This window comes from Haloactinopolyspora alba (assembly GCF_003014555.1).
GTDB classification, from domain to species: domain Bacteria; phylum Actinomycetota; class Actinomycetes; order Jiangellales; family Jiangellaceae; genus Haloactinopolyspora; species Haloactinopolyspora alba.
Genome location: NZ_PYGE01000005.1, coordinates 95,204 through 116,856, shown reverse-complemented (window position 1 = coordinate 116,856; position 21,653 = coordinate 95,204). Strand labels below are relative to the sequence as shown.

The following is a 21,653-nucleotide window of genomic DNA, read 5'->3' as shown; positions in this document are numbered from 1 at the left end:
CCCCGGCTGCGCTTCGGTTCCTTGTGGAAGCAACCACTTTCGCAATTTGCAAGTGAAAGTTCGTCGTCGAATATTGAAAGGTGGAGCCAACTCTCGTACCGTCACTTATCGGCGTGACGTCGGTCACCAGGGGGGCTGACAACGCAAGGAGTGTTCTTGATTTCCACGCGAGAGCGAGCCGTCGGCTTCGCAACACTGACAGCAGGCCTGTTGGTGGCGCTGACGGGCTCCGCCGCCGCCGAACCGGCGCCGCGAGCCGCCGTGACGGACGAGACATGCGCGGCGGCCGATGCCCGCCCCACGGTCAGGTTCCTCGACACCGACAGCGGCGTTCCGAACTCCGCCACCGGCGGTGGCTGCACGATCAACGATCTCATCGACGACGAACGCGCCTGGCCGAATCACGGCGAGTTCGTCCGCCACGTCGTCGACGTGGCCGACTCGTTGGCGGAGTCCGACGTCATCAGCCGTGCCGACGCCGGCGCGCTGCGGGCCGCGGCCGGCAGGTCCGAGGTCGGCAGGACGACCTCCTACGTTCCGCTGTTCGACGGCACCGAGGCGTCGTTCGACGACTGGGCCTACGCCGGCCAGGGCGGGTTCGACCTGCTGCCCGACGGCACGATCCGAAGCCGGGTCGGCGCCGAGGGCGGGTTCGGCGTGTTGTGGTACAAACCGCAGGAGTTCGCCGACTTCTCGCTGCGGCTGAAGTTCCGTGACGACGCACCCGGTGATCTGCGCGCGAACAGCGGCGTTCAGGTCCGCTTCCCCGAGCTCACCGCGCCCATCGAGGGCTGCTCGGACAACCTCGCGTGGATCTCCGTCGCCTGCGGGCACGAGGTCCAGATCAACGACTCACCGGAGACGGCCGGCAACGATCCCCGCAAGACCGGATCGATCTACGGGTTCGCCGACCTGAACCTCGCCCAGGCACAGCCCACGCCGAAGGGGACCTGGAACGACCTCGAGGTCCGCGTGGTCGGCCAGCACTACACGGTGATCCGCAACGGCGTGGTGATCAACGAGTTCGAGAACGTGCCAGGACTTCCGTTCCCGGGCCGCCCGGACGACCCGGGCTCCAGCGGCCGCGGTCTGGTCGGCCACGTCGGGCTACAGGCTCACGGCGCTCCCCAGGACGTCGTCTCATTCCGCGACGTCCGAATCAGGGACCTCTCCTGAGTCAGCACGCCACCTCACGGCGTTGATCGTCAGCGATCTACGCACGACGTCGGTGCGCCGGCCCGGCTGCCAGCGCATTGTTCGGCAGCCGGGCCCGACGCGCCGGTGCGACGGGCCGAACCGGGCCCGGCCGGTGGCGCCGGTGTGCAGACGCTACGCATGGACGGTCTGATGCTGCCATCGCTCGAACGCGCCGCGCGACAGCGACAGCGACAGCGACAGCGACAGCGACAGCGACAGCGACAGCGACAGCGACAGCGACAGCCGAACTCTGGACCCTGAGCCCGCCGAAAACGCCCTCTTCGTCGACGACGATTCGCCCCGACTCGGCGCGGAATGCTCGAACCGAGCGCCCTCCTGCCCAAAAAATCCGAGCCCCACCTCGCCGGAAAAGCTGCTGATGCGAACTCGCACCAGCGCAGTCCGCGCGTCTCGACCAAGACCCAATGGTGAATTATGCACTCCTTTTCATCTCGTCGGTGTATCGCGACCGAGCTGTGGATCACCTACTTCACTCTGGCTGTCACCGCCTTCGCTACCCTGGGAATTCTGTCGAGGGTAACGGGCCTGTACCAGCGAGAGCCGTTGATAGATTCCATGAGCGACGCCGGTGAACACACCGTGTTCACTCTGTCGGTGCTGGCCCTGATCTACGGGGGCGTGGTGTACCAGCTCGCGCGGGTCGGAAACCTCAAGCGGCTGCGGGCACATTCGCTCACCTCTTCGAAGGACACCGAGGAAACCTTCACACATTTCCTGACGGACTCGGCTCCGCTCGTGACGATACTCGTTCCCTCCTACAAGGAAGAGCCGCGCGTTGTCGAGCAGACGTTGTTCTCCGCTGCTCTGCAGGCATATCCCAACCGGCGAGTCGTCCTGCTGGTGGACGACCCGCCGAATCCGCAAGGGGACGACGAACCGGAGGCGTTCGAGGCGATCAGGTCGGTGCCTGCCGCGGTGCAATCATTTTTCGAACCTCTCCATGTGCGGTTACGGCAGGAGAGCCGGCAGTTCGAGGTCAGAAGGGAACAGGGGATCCTCGACGTCGAGGGCGAGGCCGTTCGTGCCGCCGAACTGTACGACTACGCGGCGAAATGCCTGCGGAGAAAAGCGGAGGCATACCCCAGCGCGGATCACAACGACACCTTCTTCGTGGACGACATTCTCCTGGGCTCGGCGCAGGGATGCTCGGACCACGCCGACCGTCTACGCAAGGCGGAAGGCGCAAGTGAGTCCCAACTGCAGGTCGAATACGAACGCCTCGTGCAACTCTTCCGGGTCGAGGTCACGTTGTTCGAACGGAAGCAGTACCTGAACCTTTCGCATGAGCCCAACAAGGCCATGAACCTGAACAGCTACATCGGCCTCGTCGGGGGAAGCTACAACATACTTCAGAGCCCCGAAGGGCGCCTGCTCGAACGCGCACCCAGCGGCCAGGCCGATCCGGACCTGCGGGTTCCGAGGACGAAGTACCTCGTCACCCTCGACGCCGACAGTCTCCTCACCCGGAACTACCTCGATCGTCTCGTTCACCACATGGAGCAACCCGGAAACGAACAGGTCGCGGTGGCGCAGACGCCGTACACGGCAGTGCCGAACGCGAGCAATGTGCTCGAGCGTCTGGCCGGAGCCACCACCGACATCCAGTACCTCGCACATCAGGGCAGCGAGTTTTTCTCCGCCGCCTACTGGGTCGGCGCCAACGCGGTGCTGCGCACGGCGGCGCTCGACGACATCAGACAGGACGCCACCGAGCGCGGATACACGATCAGCAGATTCATCCAGGACCGCACCGTGATCGAAGACACCGAGTCCACCATCGATCTCATCGAACGCGGCTGGCGGATCTACAATTATCCTGCCCGCCTGGCGTTCAGCGCAACGCCACCGGACTATGGCTCGATCCTCATCCAACGGCGCCGGTGGGCCAATGGTGGTCTGGTCATCCTGCCCAAGCTGGTGACCTACTTGTTCCGGAACATCACCCGGAGCCGGAGAGTGATGCTGGAGGGATTCATACGCGCGCACTATCTTGTGTCCCCCGCCACTGTGAACACAGCCCTGCTCGTACTGTTCGCCTATCCCTTCGACGACGATGTGAGCACCTACTGGCTGCCGATTCCCGCGGTTTGCTACTTCTATCTGTATGCTCGGGATCTGTCGATGGTCGGACGCCGATTCAGCGACATCATCGGCGTCTACGTCTTCAACCTCATGCTGATTCCGATCCAACTCGGTGGCGTGGCCAAATCGATACAGCAGATCATCACGGGAGCCAAGACACCGTTCGGCCGGACCCCCAAGGTCGCCGGGCGGACGGCGGCACCCAGACTCTACATCTGCGCGCAACTCCTACTGCTGTTCTTCTTCCTGTCCATGAGCATCCTGGACGGGTTGCTCGGCAACTGGATGCACGGAATCATCAGCTCCGTCAACGCGGTGGTCTTCTGCTACGTGATCACCCGACTCGTCGGCATCAGAGAAAGCTTCGACGACCTCCGGGCCATCCCACCGTCGACAACCAGCGAAAGGCCGGCTCCGGAACGCCTGGCTGTTTGAGGAGGCTCCTCCGCCCGGGTGGGCCACCGTCGCTCATCAGTCGAGCTGCGGGCGCACCTGCTCGAAGAACAGCCGGATCTGCTCACGGCTGTCACCCTGCACCGGCCAGAAGACGAACGAGTCGAACCCGAGCCGGTCGCGGTAGTCGCGCAGCGCGTGCGCCCAGTGCTCGGCCGGCCCGACCAGCAGCTGGTCGTTGCGCCGAGGGGCGGAGTCCGAGATCGTCCCCATGACGTTGAAGACCCGGCCGATCTCATCGGGCTCGCGCCCGGCCGCGCCGGCGGCGTCGTCGATACGGCGCTGCATGTCCGGCACGTCGGCCAGGTCGAGGTACGCGTTGGTGGGCAACCAGCCGTCGGCGTGCCGGCCGGTGATGGCCAGCATCCGCGGCTTGAACGAACCGACCCAGACCGGTACCGGCGGCTCCGGCGGCGGCCCCGCACTGGCCTGCTTGAGCCGAAAGTACCGGCCGTCGTGGTCGACCGGTGCCGGGCCCCACAACCTGCGGATCAGCGGAATCGCCTCGTCCAGCGCACTGATGGCCTCCCCGACGGTGGGCCACGCCCCGCCGAACGCCGGAATGCGCTCGTACGGGCCGCCGACCCCGATGCCGAGCACGAACCGTCCGGCACCTGCCTGTTGCAACGTCGACGCCGACTTGGCCAGCATCGCCGGCGGGCGCAGCGCGAGCGGGGTCACGTTCGGCGCCACCAGCACCCGTTCTGTACGCGCGAGCAGCAGCGACAGCAACGGGAACGCGTCCAGTTCTCCGGGCAGGTACGGGTGGTCCGAGACCGTCACGAGGTCGGCTCCGGCCTCCTCGGCGATGGTCGCCGCCTCGAGTGCCTCGGACAGCCGCCGCTGAGACGCCGGCAGTGCCACTCCGAACCGTGCTCGCCCCGTCATGTCGCCTCCTCGCATCGTGGCGCATCCGCTCTCCGTCAGTACACGACCTCAACCAAGATCGAGGTCAAGCCGCCGTCCGGCTGCGCCCGGCGAGCAGCGTCTGGGCCGTCTCGGCGACGCGTCGCCCCTGGTGGCGGGCGGCGTCGAGCACGGCGTCCCCGAGAGCGCCGTCCTCGACGCTCGCACTGACGCCGTAGGGGTTGCCGCCCGCCCCAAACACGGATTCGTCGGTGTAACCCGGCGGCACGATGAACGAGCCCCAGTGCATGAACGTCTGGTAAAGGCTCACCAGCGTCGTCTCCTGGCCGCCGTGCGTGTTGTGCGCCGCGGTGAACCCGCTCGCCGGCTTGTCCGCGAGCGTTCCCTCCTGCCATAGCGGGCTGAGCGTGTCGAGGAACTGCCGCAGCTGGGCGGCGACATTGCCGAACCTCGTCGGCGTGCCGAACAGGAACCCGTCGGCCCACTCGAGGTCGTCGTGCGTGGCGAACGGCACGTCCTTGGTCGCCTCAAGGTGCTCGGCCCACTCGGGAACACTGCGCACGACGTCGTCCGACGCCAGTTCGGGCACACGTCGCAGTCGCACCTGCGCACCCGCCTTCTCGGCGCCCTCGACGACGGCGTTGGCCAGGGCGTGGACGGTGCCGGTCGAGCTGTAGTACACGACGGCGATCTTCGGGTCGGACATGACAAGCGCTCCTTGGTGCAGTCGGAATCGATAACCGGAAGAACTTCCACATAGAATAATCGGAGACTTTTCCGGATACAAGCCCGGTGGTGCGCTGCCACCGTCGTTACGTCCTAGGCTGCTCACCGAACCGGCCACTGATCGGGACGGAGGCGCACGATGACCGGACCGGGCGATTCCGCGCGAGCCGCTGACCTGCCGGGCGCTGACCTGCGGATCGCTGACCAGCCACGTCCCGAACGCGCCGACGCCGCACGCAACCGGCGGCTACTGATCGACGCCGCCGAGCGGCTCGTCCGCGAGCACGGCGTCGCGGCGCTGTCGATGGAGGCGGTCGCCGAGGCGGCCGGCGTCGGGGTCGGTACGGTGTACCGACGCTTCGGCGACCTCGCCGGGCTGGCGTACGCGCTGCTCGACGCCCAGGAACGCGTCTTCCAGGAAGAGGTGCTGCACGGCCCGCCTCCCGTCGGCCCCGGAGCCCCGCCGGCCGAACGGCTGCACGCCTTCGTGCACCGCTACGTCGAGCGGCTCGACAATCATGGTGAACTGCTGACCACCGCCGAGACCATGCGCTACCAGGCCGGCGCCTACCGTCTCCAACACCTGCATCTGAGCACCCTGATCAGCGAGATCGACTCCGGCCTCGACGCGGAGTACCTCGCCGGAGCGATCCTGGAGACCCTCGCCGGGCGGCTGTTCGTCCATCAGAACACCGACCGGGGGTTCAGCGCCGAGCGCATTAAGGCGGGGCTCGATCAACTGCTGCGCGGCATCACCGGCTGACCGCCCGCCGACCGGCGTCGTCTAGCCTCGATCACATGAGCGAAGCAGCGCCCCGACCGCGCCTGGCCGAACTGCTCGACCTCTCGCCGCACCCGGAGGGCGGCTGGTTCCGCGAGACCTGGCGCTCGCCCATGGAGTTCGCCCCGGACGGATACGACGGCACCCGGGCCGCGGCCACCTGCATCTACTTCCTGCTCCCCGCCGGTGAGGAGTCGCGGTGGCACCGGGTCCGCTCGACCGAGATCTGGCTCTGGCACGCCGGCGGGCCGCTGTCGTTGTTCCTGGGCGGCACGGGCGAGACGCCCGACGCCGAGCCGCACACGATCACGCTCGGCGGCGACGTCGCGGGCGGGCAGGAACCGCAGGCGATCGTGCCGGCAGGTGCCTGGCAGGCGGCCCGGCCCGCCGGCAGCGACGACGTCCTGGTCTCGTGCGTCGTCTCGCCCGGGTTCGACTTCGCCGACTTCGAGCTGCGGTGACCGCTCAGCCGTCGTCGCGTCCCCATGGCGTGTCCGCCCACGGGTCGTAGTCGACCTCGAGCGGTTCCTGTGGCGGCCGCTCACTCTCCGGGACGTGCTGCAGGTTCACCCGGATGCGGTACCAGAGCGAGCTGCGGCCGCGCATCCCGTCGACCAGGATGTCGGCCGGCTCCAGGTGCGGCACCACGGCGGCATGCCTGGACTTCCAGCGCTCCAGGCCCGCCAGCGCCTCGTCCTTCGTCTTCGCCCGCGCGATCTCGACCAGCGGCATCGTCGACTGCCGACGCCCGGCGCCCTTCGGCGGCTTCTCGGCGGGGCCGAGCCGCTCGGCCAGCGCGAGCAGGGCGTCCAGCCCGCCAGCGGTGCCGTCGATGCCGGCCCACGGGTCGCCGATCGCCGCGAACCGGTCCAGCACAGCCGGCAGCGTGAACGCCGACGGGTCACAGCCGGGCACCTCGTCCCAGGTCAACGGCGTCGACACCCGCGCGTCCGGTTTCGGGCGTACCGAGTACGCCGACGCGACCGTGCGGTCCTTCGCGTTCTGGTTGAAGTCGACGAACACGCCCTGGCGCTCCTCCTTCCACCATTTGCTGGTGGCGAGGTCCGGGACGCGGTTCTCCACCTCACGGGCCACCGTCTCCGCGGCCAGGCGCACGTCACGGAACTCCCACCGCGGTTCGATGCGGGCGTAGATGTGGAACCCGCGGGATCCGGACGTCTTCGGCCAGCCGGTCAGGCCGTGATCGGCCAGCACCTCCCGCACCACCAGCGCGACGTCCACGATCTGCGGCCACGGCACTCCGGGCACCGGGTCGAGGTCGATGCGCAGCTCGTCCGGCCGGTCGAGGTCGTCGGCGCGGACCGGGTGCGGGTTCAGATCAACGCATCCGAGGTTCACAACCCAGGCCAGCGCCGCGGCGTCCCGGACGACGACCTCGTCAGCGGATGTCCCGGAGCGGTACCGAAGGGTGGCGACGTCGATCCAGTCCGGCCGCTTCTCCGGGGCCCGCTTCTGGAAGAACGCCTCCTTCTCGATCCCCTTGACGAACCGTTTGAGGATCATCGGCCGGTCGACGACGCCGCGCAGCGCCCCGTCGGCCACCGTGACGTAGTACCGGACCAGATCGAGCTTGGTGAGCCCGTGTTCAGGAAACACGACCTTGTCCGGGTGCGTGACGGTGACCTCGCGTCCAGCGACCTCCACCATCCGCGACGTCGACACGCCCTCACCATAAGCGACCCGCCCCTGCGCCCCGCGTCGGCGGCGTACGGTGTCGTGCAGTGCCAGGTCGAGAGGAGGGTCCGCCGTGACCGGCGAGTTGCGCGACCTGGACCCACCGGCCGGTGGGTGGACTACCGACGACCTCGACGAGCTGCCCGAGAGCCACCGTCGCTACGAACTGATCGACGGCACACTTGTCGTGTCGCCGTCCCCGACGAACGTGCACCAGACGCTCGCGGCGCGGCTCGGCGTCGCTCTCGAAGACAACTGCCCGCCGGAGTACGACGTCACGCAGGCGGTAGAGATCCGGGTGAGCAAGCGGCGCTCGTTCGTCCCGGACCTGCTGGTGACGACGGCCGACGCCGCGGCCGGGCAACCGGCAAAATTCGCTCCCGACGATGTCCACCTGGTGGTCGAGGTGGTCTCCCCCGGCGAGTTCGACGAATCCGTCACCACGGACGAGCCGTGGCCGGTCGACGTCGCGATCTCGCGCATCACCCCGCGGCACTTCCGCCCGGGATCCGCCTGACCCGTCATCCGGCTGTCGGGGACGCTTCCGACGATCACGGGATGTGCTGCACACCCAGACGGTGGCGGAAGGTCCAGTACACCCAGCTCTGGTACGCCAGCACGGCCGGCACGAACGGCACGGCCACCCAGGTCATGACCGTCAGCGTGTAGTCCGACGAGGACGCGTTGTCGACCGTCAGCCCGTCCGCCGCCGACAACGTCGACGGCAGGACGTCCGGGTACAGCGACGCGAACAGCATGGCGCCGAACGCGACGACACCGGTGAAGGTCGCCGCGAAAGCCCGGCCCTCCCGGCCGCGAGCGTTCGCCACGGCTCCGGCGGCGACCGCCACCACCGCCGCGGCCGCGCACACGCCCGTCACCCACCGCGAGGCGCCGGCGTCGGCGTAGCCGAGAACCGTCCAGCCGCCGAACACGGCCACGACGGCGGCTGCCGGTAAAGCCAGCCGGCCGGCGAGGCGGCGCGCCCGCGTCCGGATGTCGCCGACCGTCTTCACCGCGACGTAGTGGGTGCCGTGCAGCAGCGACACCGTCAGCGTCAGGACGCCGCCGAGCAGGGTGTACGGCGTCAGGATGTCGTTACCGGCGCCGGCGAAGTCGTGGTTCGCGTCCAGCGGGAGCCCCTGTGCGAACCCGGCCAGCAGCACGCCCCAGCTGAACGCCGGCACCAGCGAGCCGGCGAAGATCACCAGGTCCCAGCGCCGGCGCCACCGCTCGGTGTCGCCCTTCGCGCGGTACTCGAACGCCAGGCCACGGCCGATCAGGGCGAGCAGGATCAGCACCAGCGGCAGGTAGTACGCCGACCACGCGGTGGCGTACCACTCCGGGAACGCCGCGAACGTCGCGCCCACGGCGGTGATGACCCAGACCTCGTTGCCGTCCCAGACCGGCCCGATGATGTTGATCAGCACCCGGCGCTCGGTGTCACCACGAGCGAAGCGCCTGGTGAGCAGGCCGACGCCGAAGTCGAAGCCCTCGAGGGCCAGGTAACCGATCCACAGGACGGCCACCAGCACGAACCACACCGTGGCGAGTTCCATCGCGCGCTCTCTTCCTCCCGTGGCATCCGTCAGTAGGCGAACGTGAGCGGCCGGTCGGCGTCCGCGTCGTCGGCGTCGTCCGCCCGTCCGGCGCCGCCGGACGCGTCGTCGCTCCCGCCCCGCTCGCCCCACCGCGCCTCCGCGGACACGTCCGGCAGTCCGGGTCGCGCGTGTTTGAGCAGCAGCCAGACCCACAGCCAGCACAACCCCGCGTAGAGCACCGTGAACGCGGCCAGCGAGGCGGCGACCGTTCCCGCGCCCACACCCGGGGACACCCCGGCGCCGGTGCGCAGCAGGCCGAAGACGAGCCATGGCTGTCTGCCCATCTCGGTGAAGATCCAGCCGAAGGCGTTCGCGGCCAGCGGCAGCACCGGCAGCGCCGCGGCTGCCCACAGCGCCCACCGCGACGTGGGTGCCCGTCCTCGTCTGGTGGACCACAGCAGCCAGAGCGCGACGGCCGCGGCCAGCCCGCCGGCGGTGATCATCATGCGGAAGGTCCAGTACGTCACCGGGATGTTCGGTGCGTACTCGCCGTCGCCGTACTGCTCGGTGTACTGCTCCTGCAGGTCGTTGATGCCCTCGACCTCGGCGTCGAACGAACCGGTGGCGAGGAACGACAGCAGCTGCGGCACCTCGAGCTGGTACACCGGCTCGCGCCCGTCCAGCGTGCCGATGGTGAGCAGCGAGAACGGCGCCGGCTGCTGCGACTCGTACAACGCCTCGGCGGCGGCCATCTTCATCGGCTGCACCTCGGTCATGACCTTGCCCTGGGTGTCGCCCGTCACGGCGACCCCGACGCCGCCGATCAGCACCGCCACCGCACCGATGCGCAGCGACGTGCGGAACGCGCCCGCGTCGCTCGACGCGTCCGGCTCGGCCAGTTCCGGCTGCCGCGCCCCGCGGACGAGGTGCCACATCGACACCGCGCCGACGACGGCGCCGCCGACCATCAGCGCCGCGAAGATCGTGTGCGGGAACGTGATGAGCAGCACCTTGTTGGTGAGGATCGCCCAGATGTCGGTCATCTCGGCCCGTCCGGTGGCCTCGTCGATCTCGTAGCCGACGGGGTTCTGCATGAACGAGTTCGCCGCGAGGATGAAGTACGCCGACAGCAGCGTCCCGACCGCGGTGACCCAGATCGTCGCGAGGTGCACCTTCGGCGGGATGCGTCCCCACCCGAAGATCCACACGCCGACGAACACCGACTCCAGGTAGAACGCCAGCAGCGCCTCCATGGCCAGCGGCGCGCCGAACACGTCGCCGACGAAGCGGCTGAAGTCGCTCCAGTTCATGCCGAACTGGAACTCCTGGACGAGGCCGGTGACGACGCCGACCGCGAGGTTGATCAGCAGCAGCTTCCCGAAGAACCGGGTGAGCCGCAGCCAGCGCGTGCTCCTGGGGGGAGTGGCGCGCATCCAGATGGTTTGCATGATCGCGACGAGAAACGCCATCGAGATGGTGAACGGCACGAAGAAGAAGTGCACGACGGTGGTGATCCCGAACTGCCACCGCGCCAGCTCCAGTACGTCCATCGGTTCGCTCCCGCCACGTCTACGACGTCTCGTCGTAGATACTACGACATGGCGTAGTACTACTGTCGGTCGGTAGGATCGTCGGTGTGGTTGGACGCACCCGGCTCGGCGAACTCGAACGCGTGATCATGGACCAGTTGTGGACGCTGGACTCGCCGGCAACCGTGCGCCAGGTTCACGAGGCACTGAGCGACTCGCGCGACGTCGCGTACACCACCGTGATGACCGTTCTCGACCGGCTCGCCCGGAAGGGTTCCGTCGAGCAGATCCGGGACGGCCGCGCCTACCGCTACCGGCCCGCGGTCTCGCGCGACGAGCTCACGGCCGAACTGATGCACCAGGCCCTGGACACCGTCGACGGTTCCGACCGGATGGCGGCGCTGCTGCGGTTCGTCGGCTCGGCCAGCGCCGACGACGCCGACGCGATCCGGGCGGCGCTGGCCGAGCTGGAGAACGGCCGCCCGGAGCAATCACCGGGGCGCGCCGAGTCCGACCGGACCGACGGAACCGCCGGATCGCCACCATGACCCATTCGACCCCCACCGTCCTGCTCACGCTGGCGCTGCTGCTCGCAGGCCCGGCCCCGGCGCTGCTCAGCCGGGCCCGCTGGCCATCGCGGGTGCCGCGCGCGGCTCTGGTGCTCTGGCAGTCGCTCGCGCTGTCCGCGTTGCTGTCCGCGCTGGGGGCGGGCGCGTCGGCCGGCGCCATGGTCGTCGCTTACGACCACCCGAGCGTGGTGCTCGTCGTGCTGCACGCCAGTGCGCTGCTGCTGACACTGGTGGTGCTCGCCCGGCTGTTGTGGTCCGCGCACGTGCTGGGCATGACACTGCGGACGCGACGGCGCCGGCAACGTCACCTCGTCGACCTCGTGGCGCGCACGGACGGGCGTGCGCCCGGCGTGCACGTTCTGGACGCCGGGCGGCCGCTCGCCTACTGCATCCCCGGCCTGCCGTCCAGGCTCGTGGTCTCGTCGCCGGCGCTCGATGACCTGGCCGACGACGAGATGACCGCCGTCCTCGAACACGAGCGCGCCCACGGGCGGGCCCGGCACGACCTCGTCCTCGAAGGGTTCGGCGCGCTGCACAACGCGTTCCCGCGATTCGTACGCAGCCGCACCGCGCTCGACAGCACGTCCGGGCTCGTCGAGATGCTCGCCGACGACGCCGCCCGCCGTCGCGCCGGCGACGTCCCGCTGGCCCGCGCCCTCGTGCGACTCGCCGACGCTCCGGCCCCCGCCGGGGCGATGGCCGCGGGCGCCGTCACACCGGCGGCGCGGATCCGCCGGCTGACCGAGTACGAGCTGACCCGGCGCGAACTGACCGACGCGCCGGTCGTGACGTCGCTCGCCTATCTCACCGCAGCGGCGCTGGTGATCGTGCCCACCGTCGCCGTCGCCGCCCCCTGGCTCGCCGCCGTCGCCGCTGCCCTTTGATCATTCTCGGGAGGGCTTGGCGGCGACGACGGCGTCGAACACGTCACGCTTGGGCAGGCCGAGCTCACGCGCCACCGACGCGATCGCCTCCTTGCGGCGTTCCCCGGCCGCTTCGCGGTCGGCGACCCGGGCCGCGGCGTCCGCAGCGGACACGACCTCCGGTTCCGCCGACGCTCCCTCGACGACCAGTGTGATCTCGCCCAGCGGCGTCTCGCTTTCGGCCCAGTCGACCAGCTCGTCGAGGCTTCCGCGCCGGACCTCCTCGTGCGTCTTGGTCAGTTCGCGGCACACCGCGGCCCGGCGCGACCCGCCGAACGCCTCGGCCATCGCCCGCAGCGTCGCCACCAGCCGGTGACGGGACTCGAAGAACACCATCGTGCGCTGTTCGCCGGCGGACGCCGCGAACCACCGTGCGCGCTCGCCGGGCCGGCGCGGCGGGAACCCCTCGAAGCAGAACCTGTCGACCGGCAGCCCGCTGACGGCCAGCGCGGTCAGCACCGCCGACGGCCCTGGAACGGCGGTCACCCGTACTCCCGCCTCGACCGCCGCCGCCACCAGCCGGTATCCGGGATCGGACACGGACGGCATGCCCGCATCGGTGACCAGCAGCACCCGCGAACCGCCGCTCAGCGCCGTCACCAGCTCCGCGGTGCGCGCGGCCTCGTTGCCCTCGAAGTACGACACCACGCGCCCTGGAACCGTCGCCCCCAGCGACGACACCAGGCGCCGCAGCCTGCGGGTGTCCTCCGCGGCCACCACGTCGGCGGTCTCGAGCTCGCGCGCCAGGCCGGCCGGCGCGTCGGCCACGGCCCCGATGGGTGTGCCGGCCAACACGAGCACCCCTGCACCGTCCGTCGTCGTCACCGGTCAATCCTCTCGCATCCGGTTCATCGGCTTCTCAGGCGGCGCTCGTAGGATGACCCGGTGGCCCAGACGGTAGACGCCCCCGAGACGACGGACGCCGGCGGACTCGCCGGCACGTTGCGGGCTCGCCTCAACCGGCCGATGCCCACCGACCGCGTCTGGGGGTGGATCGGCCCGCTGCTGGTCGGGGCGGTGGCCGCGGTCCTGCGGCTGGTCGACCTCGGACGTCCGCACAAGATCATCTTCGATGAGACGTACTACGCGAAGGACGCGCTGTCCCAGCTGAAGTTCGGCTACGCCCGCTCGTTCGTCGAGGACGCGGACGAGCGGATCCTGAACGGCAACCTGGACGTCTTCACCGACGAGGCGTCGTTCGTCGTGCATCCTCCCGTGGGCAAGTTCCTCATCGCCCAGGGCATCCGGCTGCTGGGCATGGAACCCGCCGGCTGGCGCCTGGCCACGGCGCTCGCCGGCGTCGTCACGGTCATTCTGGTGGCCCGGGTGGGCCGGCGGATGTTCCGCTCCACCCTGCTCGGCTGCGTGGCCGGCCTGCTGCTGGCAGTCGACGGGCTGTCCATCACCATGAGCCGTACCGCGGTGCTGGACGGGATTCTCACGATGTTCGTCGTCGCGGCGTTCGCGTGCCTGCTGGTCGACCGCGACCGGATGCGGGAGAAGTTCGCCGCCTTCGCGGCCAGAGCGAGCGGCCCGCTCGGTGACGGTCCGGTGTTCGCGTGGCGGCCCTGGCGACTGGTGGCCGGCATCGCCCTGGGCCTGGCCTGCGGAACCAAGTGGAGCGGCATCTACGCCGTCGCCGTGTTCGGGCTCATGACCGTGCTCTGGGAGGTCGGCGCACGCCGCGCGGCAGGCATCCGCAGCCCGGTGCTGAACACGCTGCTGCGCGACGGCCCGGTCGCGTTCGTGACGATGATCGGCCCGGCGCTGGCGACGTACATCGCCTCGTGGTCCGGCTGGATCACCTCGGACAACGGATGGGGCCGGCAGTGGGCGGAGTCGAATCCGGCCACCGGGCTGGGCGTCCTGATGCCGGACTGGCTGCGCAGCCTGTGGAACTACCACGCCGACATGTGGAACTTCCACACCGGGCTGAGCAGCGAGCACGACTACGCCTCACAAGCCTGGAGCTGGCTGTACCTGGGCCGCCCGGTGTCGTTCGACTACCAGGGACTGGACGCGGGCCAGTCCGGCTGTGAGGCCGACCGCTGCAGCCAGGCCGTGCTCGCGCTGGGAACCCCGCCGCTGTGGTGGGGGGCCTGTGCCGCGCTGGTGGCCTGCCTGTGGTGGTGGTTCTTCCGCCGCGACTGGCGGGCCGGGGCCATTCTGGCCGGCGTTGTCGCCACCTGGGTGCCGTGGCTGTTCTTCACCGACCGGACGATCTTCTACTTCTACGCGGTGCTGATCGCGCCGTTCCTCGTGCTGGCTGTGACGTTCGCGCTCGGGAAGATCCTCGGCGAGCCGGACGCGTCCCCGCGGCGACGTGCGTTCGGCGCTGCCGTGGCCGGCGGTTACGTCCTGGTCGTCGTCGCGATCGCGGCCTGGTTCTACCCGATCCACGTCGATCAGGTGATCCCGTACGACGACTGGCACCAGCGGATGTGGTTCGACAGCTGGATCTGACCCGGGCGCTGCCGGGCGGCAGCGCGCCGGAGCTAACGTGGGGTTCGATGAGAGTCGCGACGTGGAACGTCAACTCGGTGAAGCAGCGGGTTCCGCGGTTGCTGCCGTGGCTGGACCAGCGCCGTCCCGACGTGGTCTGCCTGCAGGAGACCAAACTGGCCGACGACGCGTTCGTCGACCTGCTCGGCGACGAGCTGCACGAGCGCGGCTACGAGATCGCCGTGCACGGCGAGGGCCGCTGGAACGGCGTGGCCATCCTGTCCCGTGTCGGCGTCGACGACGTCGTGACCGGCGTTGCCGGCGCACCCGGATTCCCGCATCAGGAGGCGCGGGCGGTCGCGGCGACCTGCGGCGGCGTCCGGGTGCACTCGCTGTACGTGCCGAACGGCCGCGAGCCCGACTCGGAGCACTACCACTACAAGCTCGCGTGGCTGGCCGCGTTGCGCGACGTCGTCGAAGCCGGACCCGACCACGCGCTGCTGTGCGGCGACATGAACATCGCGCCCACCGACGCGGACGTGTTCGATCCCGATGCCTACGCGGGGCACACACACGTCACGCCGCCAGAGCGCAACGCCCTGGGCGAGCTGCAGGCACTGGGCCTGCACGACGTGGTCCGTGACCGCTGGCCGGACGACCGCGTCTTCACGTACTGGGACTACCGCGCGGGCATGTTCCACAAGGACCTGGGCATGCGCATCGATCTGATGCTGGCCGGCGACCCGGTGGCCGAGCGTGTCCAGGCTGCGTGGGTGGACCGCTACGCCCGCAAGGGCTCCGGGCCCAGCGATCACGCGCCGGTGATCGTCGACCTGGACGAAGCACCCGACGGCGACATCGGCCCGATGGTGCCACCCCCGTCCGCACCCGCGGTCAAGCGCGGCTCGGTGAAGCTGCCACAGTCCCGCTGATCCGGGCTCGACTACGAGGTGGTCTCCGCGGTTCGTGGCCTGAGAATCGGCGGTCACCTCAGCGATTCACGGGCACACGACGTGCTGACCGATTTCGATGATCTGCCCGTCGAACGATGGTGGGCGTCGGACGCTTTTCGTCGCCGGACATTGCACCTGGGACACAACCTGTCCGCCTACGACGCCTCGTACGTGGCACTGGCCGAAGCGTTGGACTGTCCGCTGGTCACGCGCGACGCCCGCGTCGGCCGAGCCAGTGGGCACCACGCCCGCGTCGAAGTGCTGTAAAAGCCGCCTACGTGACCTCCACCAGGCCCTCGATCAGCATCCACACGCCGAACAGGGCGAACAGCGCGGCCGCGCCGTAGCGGATCAGCTCCTCGGACAGCTGCCGATGCAACACCCGCCCGACGACGATGGCCAGGGCGTCGGCGGCGACCATCCCGATGGTCGACCCGATCCACACGCCCACCCAGTCGTGCTGGGTGGCGAGCGTGATGGTGGCGAGCATGGTCTTGTCCCCCAGCTCGGCCAGGAAGAACGCGGTGCCGACGGCGACGACGGCCATCCGGGTGGTCCGCGCGGCACGTTCCTGCTCGGCGTCGGTCAGCGTGTCGCCGCGCCACGTCCACGCGGCGAAACCGAAGAACGCGACCGCCGCAATCAGCGAGATCCACCCGGTGGGCAGCGCCGAGCCGACCCCGAATCCGATGGCCACGGATGCCAGGTGCACCAGGGTGGTGGCGATGGTGATGCCGGCCAGCACGTGCCACGCGCGGTACCGGGTGGCGAAGGCCATCGCCATCAGTTGCGACTTGTCGCCGAGCTCGGCGACGAAGACCACGCCGAAACTGAGCAGGAACGCCGCCCACAGGTCGGCCATCCACGTCCTTCCGATCACGTACCGGACCGGAAGTGCACGAGACTTCGGCCCGGCACTACTGCCAGGGCCGAAGGTCTCGCCCGCCTCTCGCGGAGGCCGCGCGGCCGGACGCCACGAGGGCGTCAGTCTGTCGACCGCGACATTGGGGGCTACTCCCCTTCGCTGTGCTCGACTCTACCGGCCGTGCCGGTCCGCGGGCCAGCTGACGTGGCTGTTCTCACATCGGTGTCAGCCGATCGGACGCCGCCCCGCGAACCACGACGACCGCGGCGATCGCGACGAGGCCAGCACCGGCGACCGCGGGCACGTTGACGTCCGTGGCCTCGGCGAGCGTCCCGGCCAGCAGTGCGCCCAGCGGCGCGCCGCCGACGGCGACGGTCCGGCTGGCGGCGCTGACCCGCCCGAGCATCTCCCCGGGCACGCGGCGCTGGATCAACGTCACCGTGTGCACGTTGACGAGCATGCCCGCGAACCCGAAGGCGGCGAGCCCCGCGGCTGTCGCCACCGCGTGCGCCACGGTGCCGATGCCCGTCAGGCACGCCACCTGGACGACCAGCGCCAGCACGAGCACCCGGACGCCACCGACCCATCGGCCCAGCCGCGTCGCCACCAGGCCGCCGAGAACCGCGCCGGCGCCGTACGCGGCGACGACCACGCCGAATGTCGTCTCCGACGCACCCGCCCACTGGGTGACGATGAGCACCAGCAACGCCGTGAGCCCACCGACGACCATGTTGGCGAGCAGATTGGCCGTGCAGATCGCCCGCAGCAGGCGGTCACGCCACAACCGGCGAAGCCCTTCCGCGATCTGTGTTCGCAGTGTCGTGCCACCCGGCGGTGCGGCGGGCACGGCGGGCCGCGGCAGTGAGGCGATCAGCGCCGCCGCGACGAGGTACGTCGCCGCGTCCACGGCGAACGGCACCGCGGGGTCGGTGGCGATCAGCACCCCAGCCACCGGCGCGCCCAGGAACGTCCCCGCGAGTGACTGCGCGGTCATCAGCCGGGCGTTGGCCGACGACAGCGCGCCGCGCGGCACGAGCGTCGGCAGAATGGCCGTCGCGGCGTTGTCGAACAGCGTCTGCATCGTCGTGAGGCTGAACGCGAAGGCCATCAGCACCGCGATGTGCGACTCACCCACCACCAGCGACACCGCGAACACGGCGACCAGGACGCCTCGGATGACGTCGACGGTCCACATCGCGCGCCGCCGGTCGACCCGGTCGGCCAGCGCACCGCCGAGCAGCCCGAACAGCAGCCACGGCAGATACCCGGCCGCGGAGACCAGCGACAGCACGAACGGCGACGTGGTGAGACCGGCCGCGACGACGGGCACGGCGACGTTGCGGACGGCGTCGCCGAACCGCGACAGCACCGCCGCCGACCACAACCGTCCGTATCCGCCCCGCCAGCGCAGTGTCGACACGGTGTCGTCGGCGGCCACGGTCATTCAGCATCTCCTCCATCCGACTCGGAGGACGGACGCTACGTGCCGGCTCCGACAGCGTCGGTTCGGCGGACTGGATCAGCTCCAGTCGATCCGCAGGGCGGTCGTCGCAGCGAACGGGTCGGCGCCACGATGCGTGGCCAGGATGGATTCGGCGACCGGCCCGGTCATCATGGTGGCCAGACCGGTGCTCACCCAGCGGTTCCACGCGTGGACGAACGCGTTCACCCGGGCGCTGCTGCTCGAGAACCCGGCCGGAACCGCGTGATAGACGATCGCATTCGGCTCGGCCGTCCTGCGCAGCCAGGCAAGCCCGGCAGCGCGCACCGCGTCGTCGTCCGGCAGCGGATCGGTGACGAACCGGGCGATGACCCACCGGGGCGCGGTCAGCGGCGCGAACACCTCGTCCAGCGCGGTCGTGAACCGGCGCGACGTCTCCATGTCCACGCCGTTGAGCGCGATCGTGTACGAGCCGTCCGCCTCGACGACGCCGCTGACGGCGTCGGCTCCGCGCTCCGAAAGCCCCAGGTCCTGCATGGCGTCGGCCACCGCGTAGCCGAACGCGAGCGGATCCGGACCGTCGGCCAACGCGGCCAGTTCCCGCCCGGCCGCCAGGCTCGCGGCACGGAGGGCGGACACCCAGCGCCACCACGCCGCGGCGGGCACCGCCGCCATTGCCACCGGGAGCCACCACAGCCCTGCCACCACCCCGACGGCGCCGACAATCAGCGCGACGGCGGTCGCCAAAGCGGCGAGACCTCGACGCGGCGGCGCCGGCCCGGCCCCGAGGTCCGGCCAGGGCCTTCTCGCTGCTTCCCGTGCGGACACCCACGAGGGAGGCTGCGGCGCGCCTGGTTCCGGTTCCCGCGGCGCGGTCCGCCGCGCCTGGCTGGTCGGGATGACGCGGATCGTGTGCACCAGCTCGTCGCGGTACGGGGTGCCGACCTGCCACAGCTCGCGCACTCGCGCGCGGTTCTGCGCCCGGGCGCACATCGCCTCGTTCTCGTCGGCGAACGTGCTCGCGGGCGGAGGCGCGTACGGCGACAGCCACGGGTCGACGTGGCCGACGCCGGAGGCGATCTCGCCGTTGTCGGTGACGGCGAAATAGCCGTGATGCTTGCGGACGAACCGGTGCCAGTCGCCGGCCCCGCCGGGGTGTTCCTCGGACACGCAGACGACGGTCCAGGTGTTGGCCACCTTCTCCGGCCACTCCGGGTCGACGCGCAGGGCCCGCCCGCGGGTCTGGACCACCGCGGTCGGCGTGGTCGCCGTCGTCAGGTCCACCAGCGTGTTCACGCCGCGCGCGTCCCACCCCTCGCCGAGCAGCGCGCGGGTGCCGACCAGCACCTGCGCGGCGCCGGTCTCGTAGAACCGGGTCACCAGCGGCACCCAGCGGCGGGAACTCCACTGTCCGGTCACGTCGACCGCGCCGACGGCGTCCGGCAGGATCTCGTCCAGCTCGATCTCGGGTGCGTGCTCGGCGACGAACGCCACCAGCTTGCGGGCGGTCCCGGCGTCGGCGGCGACGGCGCGGCCGGTGATCAGCACCGGTTCCAGCGCAGCGGTCCGTGGATCGGCCAGCAGGTTCGACAGGACCAGCCGCGCCGAACCGGCCTCGGCGTCCAGCACGCCGCGCAACCGGGCCGGTAGCGTCGCCGACGCACGTTCGTGGTCGCACAGCACCAGGCCGCGCAGCCGGGATCCGAGCGCGTCCGATTCGGCGGCCATGATCTCGGCCGCCGCGTCGGTCTTCGCCTCGCTGCGGGCGAGCACACGGTCGACCGGCGACCGGCCGCGGCGGATGCCGCGTTTGGTCAGCTGGTAACCGACGCTCGGCAGCGCCGCCCGGATCTTCTCGACCACCGCCTGGTCGTCCGGGTCCGACGACGGCAGCAGCCGCGCCGTGAGGTACTCACCGAGCAGCGCGACCCAGTCGTCCGCCGTCGGCTCGACCCGGTGTTCCTCGCGCAGGGCCGCCCCGGGCGGCAGCGCCAGCAGGCCGGCGTGGTGGAACCGTAGTGCGGCGGCCGCTCGCTCGGGCTCGTCGCGTTCGACCCTCGACCAGGCCACCGCCGGGGATTCGGCTCCGAGCCCGCTGACCGGCCGCGACACGAACCGGCGGTCCAGCCACGGCAGGAACTCCGTGTCCGCCTCGAGCAGGTCGGTGCGGAGCTCGGCGAACCGCTCGGCCTGCGCGGCCAGCCACTGTGACTCGGTCGGGGTCGGCTCGGTGAACCACGCGAGCTCGGCGAACGGCGCGAGGTTGCCTTCGCGCACCACCGACGGGATGGACGTGCTGTAGAGCGGGGAGCCGAACAGCTCGTCGACGAGCCGGGACTGCTCGGCCGTCAGGGTGTCCGGCGGCGTACCGGTCAGGCCGATGACGTGGGCCTGCGGGAGGTCCTCGAGCAGTTCGGCCAGCAGCCGCCCCCACACCTCGAGCAGGTGGTGACACTCGTCGAGGACGAGCGTGACCGGACCGGCGTTCTCGAGCGCCTCCACCAGGGCGCGCCCGTTGTCGTGCAGCCGATCGCGTAGCCCGCCGCGACGCTTGCCGCCCGCCTTCGGCAGGTGCGCACGGCCGTCCTCGTCGACCTCGGCGTCCGGGTCGAAGTTCGCCAGCGACTGGTAGGTCAGCGCGGTGACCGGCGCGGACAGGTCGCGCGCGGTGCCGGCCGGCAACGCCGCCGGCGTGAACTCCCGCCAGGCGGCGAGCCACTGGCCCTGGATCGCGGTGTTCGGCCCGAACGCCACGATCGGCCGGCCGACGCGACGCGCGGCTTCGAGCCCGACCAGCGTCTTGCCGGCGCCCGGTGGCAGCACGACCCAGGCCCGGCGCGCACCGGACGCGACAGCCGTGTCGATGGCATCGAGCGCCTGTCGTTGGTGCGTGCGGAACTGCCGCGGATACGTCACGGTCGCCCACGCTGCCGCCGGCGCGGGATCCGGCTCGGCCGGTGGCGCGGACTCGGGCATCCGCCACATCATGCCGCATTACGATCTCGACCACATCGACGCACTGAAGCGCGCCCGACGACCTGAGGCACGCGCCTCGAGCCTCGCGAAACCGGCTCCGCGCGCGACGCCAAGGCTTGCGGCCGCATGTCGAGGGGGCGACACAGCTGGCATTCGTTGCCAGCAGCGTCACCATGCAGGAAACGCTGGCCGTCTCCCGCAAACAAAACGCGTACGGCGTACGGTGATCGACATGCCTGCAGAGTCGGTCATCCCTGGACTGCCGTGCCGGGGACCTGAAAGACGTCCTCCCCTTCCACACCGCCCTCGGGTTCGAGGTGACGTGCCGCCAGCAGCGCCCGACCCCGTACGCCGGCGGCCTCCGCGCCGAGTTCGGAAAGGTCCCGACGTCGGGCATTCCACGGATGACCCGACCGCGGATCAAACAGGGCACCGCGACCAGGACGCCGCAGCGGACCTGATCACACGGATCGGTGCGCTGGAGCTGTCCACGGCCGAGTGCGACACGCTCGCCACCGATCTCGCCATCGCCGCCGAACTCACCATCGAGCTGCGCCGCTGAGACTCGCGGCACCCGTGCCGCTCGGGGCAC

General features: G+C 70.3%; 21 protein-coding genes. 11 read left to right on the top strand and 10 right to left on the bottom strand.

Annotated features, from left to right (window positions below):
* The first annotated feature begins 150 nt into the window (after positions 1-150).
* Positions 151-1,176, top strand: coding sequence for a 3-keto-disaccharide hydrolase (locus tag CLV30_RS08890; RefSeq protein ID WP_106536850.1), 1,026 nt, complete (start codon positions 151-153; stop codon positions 1,174-1,176).
* A 153-nt stretch (positions 1,177-1,329) separates the two neighbouring features.
* On the opposite strand, the gene CLV30_RS08885 is transcribed toward CLV30_RS08890, so the two are convergent.
* Positions 1,330-1,590 (bottom strand): hypothetical protein, encoded by a 261-nt coding sequence (locus CLV30_RS08885; RefSeq protein ID WP_106536849.1) that lies wholly within the window; start codon positions 1,588-1,590, stop codon positions 1,330-1,332.
* A 183-nt stretch (positions 1,591-1,773) separates the two neighbouring features.
* Here CLV30_RS08885 and CLV30_RS08880 point away from each other — a divergent pair, with 183 nt between their 5' ends.
* Positions 1,774-3,735, top strand: coding sequence for a glycosyltransferase family 2 protein (locus tag CLV30_RS08880; RefSeq protein WP_165358609.1), 1,962 nt, complete (start codon positions 1,774-1,776; stop codon positions 3,733-3,735).
* Between the two features lie 36 nt (positions 3,736-3,771).
* Here the strand turns inward: CLV30_RS08880 and CLV30_RS08875 are convergent, their stop codons facing one another.
* Entirely contained in the window at positions 3,772-4,641 is an 870-nt protein-coding gene (locus tag CLV30_RS08875; RefSeq protein WP_165358610.1) for an LLM class flavin-dependent oxidoreductase, read from the bottom strand.
* Between the two features lie 64 nt (positions 4,642-4,705).
* A complete protein-coding gene (wrbA, locus tag CLV30_RS08870) occupies positions 4,706-5,326 on the bottom strand; it encodes an NAD(P)H:quinone oxidoreductase (protein ID WP_106536846.1) in 621 nt (206 codons plus the stop codon).
* 159 nt (positions 5,327-5,485) lie between these two features.
* Here wrbA and CLV30_RS08865 point away from each other — a divergent pair, with 159 nt between their 5' ends.
* A complete protein-coding gene (locus CLV30_RS08865) occupies positions 5,486-6,109 on the top strand; it encodes a TetR/AcrR family transcriptional regulator (protein WP_106536845.1) in 624 nt (207 codons plus the stop codon).
* A 35-nt stretch (positions 6,110-6,144) separates the two neighbouring features.
* On the top strand, positions 6,145-6,588 hold the full coding sequence (locus CLV30_RS08860) for a cupin domain-containing protein (protein ID WP_106536844.1): 444 nt from the start codon (positions 6,145-6,147) through the stop codon (positions 6,586-6,588).
* Positions 6,589-6,592: 4 nt separating this feature from the next.
* On the opposite strand, the gene ligD is transcribed toward CLV30_RS08860, so the two are convergent.
* Positions 6,593-7,795, bottom strand: coding sequence for a non-homologous end-joining DNA ligase (gene ligD, locus CLV30_RS08855; protein ID WP_205740841.1), 1,203 nt, complete (start codon positions 7,793-7,795; stop codon positions 6,593-6,595).
* Between the two features lie 100 nt (positions 7,796-7,895).
* Here ligD and CLV30_RS08850 point away from each other — a divergent pair, with 100 nt between their 5' ends.
* The gene (locus CLV30_RS08850; RefSeq protein WP_106536842.1) at positions 7,896-8,339 is read left to right on the top strand and encodes a Uma2 family endonuclease; all 444 of its coding nucleotides are present in this window, start codon (positions 7,896-7,898) and stop codon (positions 8,337-8,339) included.
* Positions 8,340-8,373: 34 nt separating this feature from the next.
* Here CLV30_RS08850 and cydB read toward each other — a convergent pair whose 3' ends face one another.
* Together cydB and CLV30_RS08840 are read right to left on the bottom strand one after the other, a co-directional pair.
* Positions 8,374-9,381 (bottom strand): cytochrome d ubiquinol oxidase subunit II, encoded by a 1,008-nt coding sequence (gene cydB / locus CLV30_RS08845; protein WP_106536841.1) that lies wholly within the window; start codon positions 9,379-9,381, stop codon positions 8,374-8,376.
* Between the two features lie 29 nt (positions 9,382-9,410).
* The gene (locus tag CLV30_RS08840; protein ID WP_106536840.1) at positions 9,411-10,913 is read right to left on the bottom strand and encodes a cytochrome ubiquinol oxidase subunit I; all 1,503 of its coding nucleotides are present in this window, start codon (positions 10,911-10,913) and stop codon (positions 9,411-9,413) included.
* An 86-nt stretch (positions 10,914-10,999) separates the two neighbouring features.
* On the opposite strand from CLV30_RS08840, the gene CLV30_RS08835 reads away from it, so the two are divergent.
* Both CLV30_RS08835 and CLV30_RS08830 read left to right on the top strand, forming a co-directional pair.
* Entirely contained in the window at positions 11,000-11,440 is a 441-nt protein-coding gene (locus tag CLV30_RS08835; protein ID WP_106536839.1) for a BlaI/MecI/CopY family transcriptional regulator, read from the top strand.
* Positions 11,437-12,345 (top strand): M56 family metallopeptidase, encoded by a 909-nt coding sequence (locus CLV30_RS08830; RefSeq protein WP_106536838.1) that lies wholly within the window; start codon positions 11,437-11,439, stop codon positions 12,343-12,345. Before CLV30_RS08835 ends, CLV30_RS08830 begins: the two co-directional genes overlap by 4 nt.
* On the opposite strand, the gene rsmI is transcribed toward CLV30_RS08830, so the two are convergent.
* The gene (gene rsmI / locus CLV30_RS08825; RefSeq protein ID WP_106536837.1) at positions 12,346-13,209 is read right to left on the bottom strand and encodes a 16S rRNA (cytidine(1402)-2'-O)-methyltransferase; all 864 of its coding nucleotides are present in this window, start codon (positions 13,207-13,209) and stop codon (positions 12,346-12,348) included. It abuts the gene before it with no gap.
* A gap of 60 nt (positions 13,210-13,269) precedes the next feature.
* Between rsmI and CLV30_RS08820 the strand changes: the two genes are divergently transcribed.
* The 3 genes from CLV30_RS08820 to CLV30_RS08810 are packed head-to-tail and all read left to right on the top strand — an operon-like array spanning position 13,270 to position 16,046.
* Positions 13,270-14,847, top strand: a complete 1,578-nt coding sequence (locus tag CLV30_RS08820; RefSeq protein ID WP_205740819.1) for a dolichyl-phosphate-mannose--protein mannosyltransferase — start codon at positions 13,270-13,272, stop codon at positions 14,845-14,847.
* Positions 14,848-14,894: 47 nt separating this feature from the next.
* Complete coding sequence (locus CLV30_RS08815; protein WP_106536836.1) at positions 14,895-15,758, top strand: exodeoxyribonuclease III; 864 nt, start codon at positions 14,895-14,897, stop codon at positions 15,756-15,758.
* Positions 15,759-15,776: 18 nt separating this feature from the next.
* The gene (locus tag CLV30_RS08810; protein WP_106536835.1) at positions 15,777-16,046 is read left to right on the top strand and encodes a type II toxin-antitoxin system VapC family toxin; all 270 of its coding nucleotides are present in this window, start codon (positions 15,777-15,779) and stop codon (positions 16,044-16,046) included.
* A gap of 7 nt (positions 16,047-16,053) precedes the next feature.
* Here CLV30_RS08810 and CLV30_RS08805 read toward each other — a convergent pair whose 3' ends face one another.
* The 3 genes from CLV30_RS08805 to CLV30_RS08795 form a co-directional block, all read right to left on the bottom strand.
* A complete protein-coding gene (locus CLV30_RS08805; protein WP_106536834.1) occupies positions 16,054-16,641 on the bottom strand; it encodes a TMEM165/GDT1 family protein in 588 nt (195 codons plus the stop codon).
* A gap of 217 nt (positions 16,642-16,858) precedes the next feature.
* A complete protein-coding gene (locus CLV30_RS08800; protein WP_106536833.1) occupies positions 16,859-18,088 on the bottom strand; it encodes an MFS transporter in 1,230 nt (409 codons plus the stop codon).
* Between the two features lie 75 nt (positions 18,089-18,163).
* A complete protein-coding gene (locus CLV30_RS08795; RefSeq protein ID WP_106537017.1) occupies positions 18,164-21,061 on the bottom strand; it encodes a DEAD/DEAH box helicase family protein in 2,898 nt (965 codons plus the stop codon).
* Between the two features lie 322 nt (positions 21,062-21,383).
* Between CLV30_RS08795 and CLV30_RS26350 the strand changes: the two genes are divergently transcribed.
* On the top strand, positions 21,384-21,623 hold the full coding sequence (locus CLV30_RS26350; protein WP_165358611.1) for a hypothetical protein: 240 nt from the start codon (positions 21,384-21,386) through the stop codon (positions 21,621-21,623).
* Positions 21,624-21,653: the final 30 nt, after the last annotated feature.

What these genes read in the sequence shown, in the direction of transcription:
- cydB (WP_106536841.1), bottom strand. Translation starts at nt 9,381, where the DNA reads ATGGAACTCGCCACGGTGTGGTTCGTGCTGGTGGCCGTCCTGTGGATC.
- CLV30_RS08800 (WP_106536833.1), bottom strand. Translation starts at nt 18,088, where the DNA reads ATGACCGTGGCCGCCGACGACACCGTGTCGACACTGCGCTGGCGGGGC.
- CLV30_RS08815 (WP_106536836.1), top strand. Translation starts at nt 14,895, where the DNA reads ATGAGAGTCGCGACGTGGAACGTCAACTCGGTGAAGCAGCGGGTTCCG.
- CLV30_RS08860 (WP_106536844.1), top strand. Translation starts at nt 6,145, where the DNA reads ATGAGCGAAGCAGCGCCCCGACCGCGCCTGGCCGAACTGCTCGACCTC.
- ligD (WP_205740841.1), bottom strand. Translation starts at nt 7,795, where the DNA reads ATGGTGGAGGTCGCTGGACGCGAGGTCACCGTCACGCACCCGGACAAG.
- CLV30_RS08795 (WP_106537017.1), bottom strand. Translation starts at nt 21,061, where the DNA reads ATGCCCGAGTCCGCGCCACCGGCCGAGCCGGATCCCGCGCCGGCGGCA.
- CLV30_RS08880 (WP_165358609.1), top strand. Translation starts at nt 1,774, where the DNA reads ATGAGCGACGCCGGTGAACACACCGTGTTCACTCTGTCGGTGCTGGCC.
- CLV30_RS08875 (WP_165358610.1), bottom strand. Translation starts at nt 4,641, where the DNA reads ATGACGGGGCGAGCACGGTTCGGAGTGGCACTGCCGGCGTCTCAGCGG.
- wrbA (WP_106536846.1), bottom strand. Translation starts at nt 5,326, where the DNA reads ATGTCCGACCCGAAGATCGCCGTCGTGTACTACAGCTCGACCGGCACC.
- CLV30_RS08865 (WP_106536845.1), top strand. Translation starts at nt 5,486, where the DNA reads ATGACCGGACCGGGCGATTCCGCGCGAGCCGCTGACCTGCCGGGCGCT.
- CLV30_RS08805 (WP_106536834.1), bottom strand. Translation starts at nt 16,641, where the DNA reads ATGGCCGACCTGTGGGCGGCGTTCCTGCTCAGTTTCGGCGTGGTCTTC.
- CLV30_RS08830 (WP_106536838.1), top strand. Translation starts at nt 11,437, where the DNA reads ATGACCCATTCGACCCCCACCGTCCTGCTCACGCTGGCGCTGCTGCTC.
- CLV30_RS08840 (WP_106536840.1), bottom strand. Translation starts at nt 10,913, where the DNA reads ATGGACGTACTGGAGCTGGCGCGGTGGCAGTTCGGGATCACCACCGTC.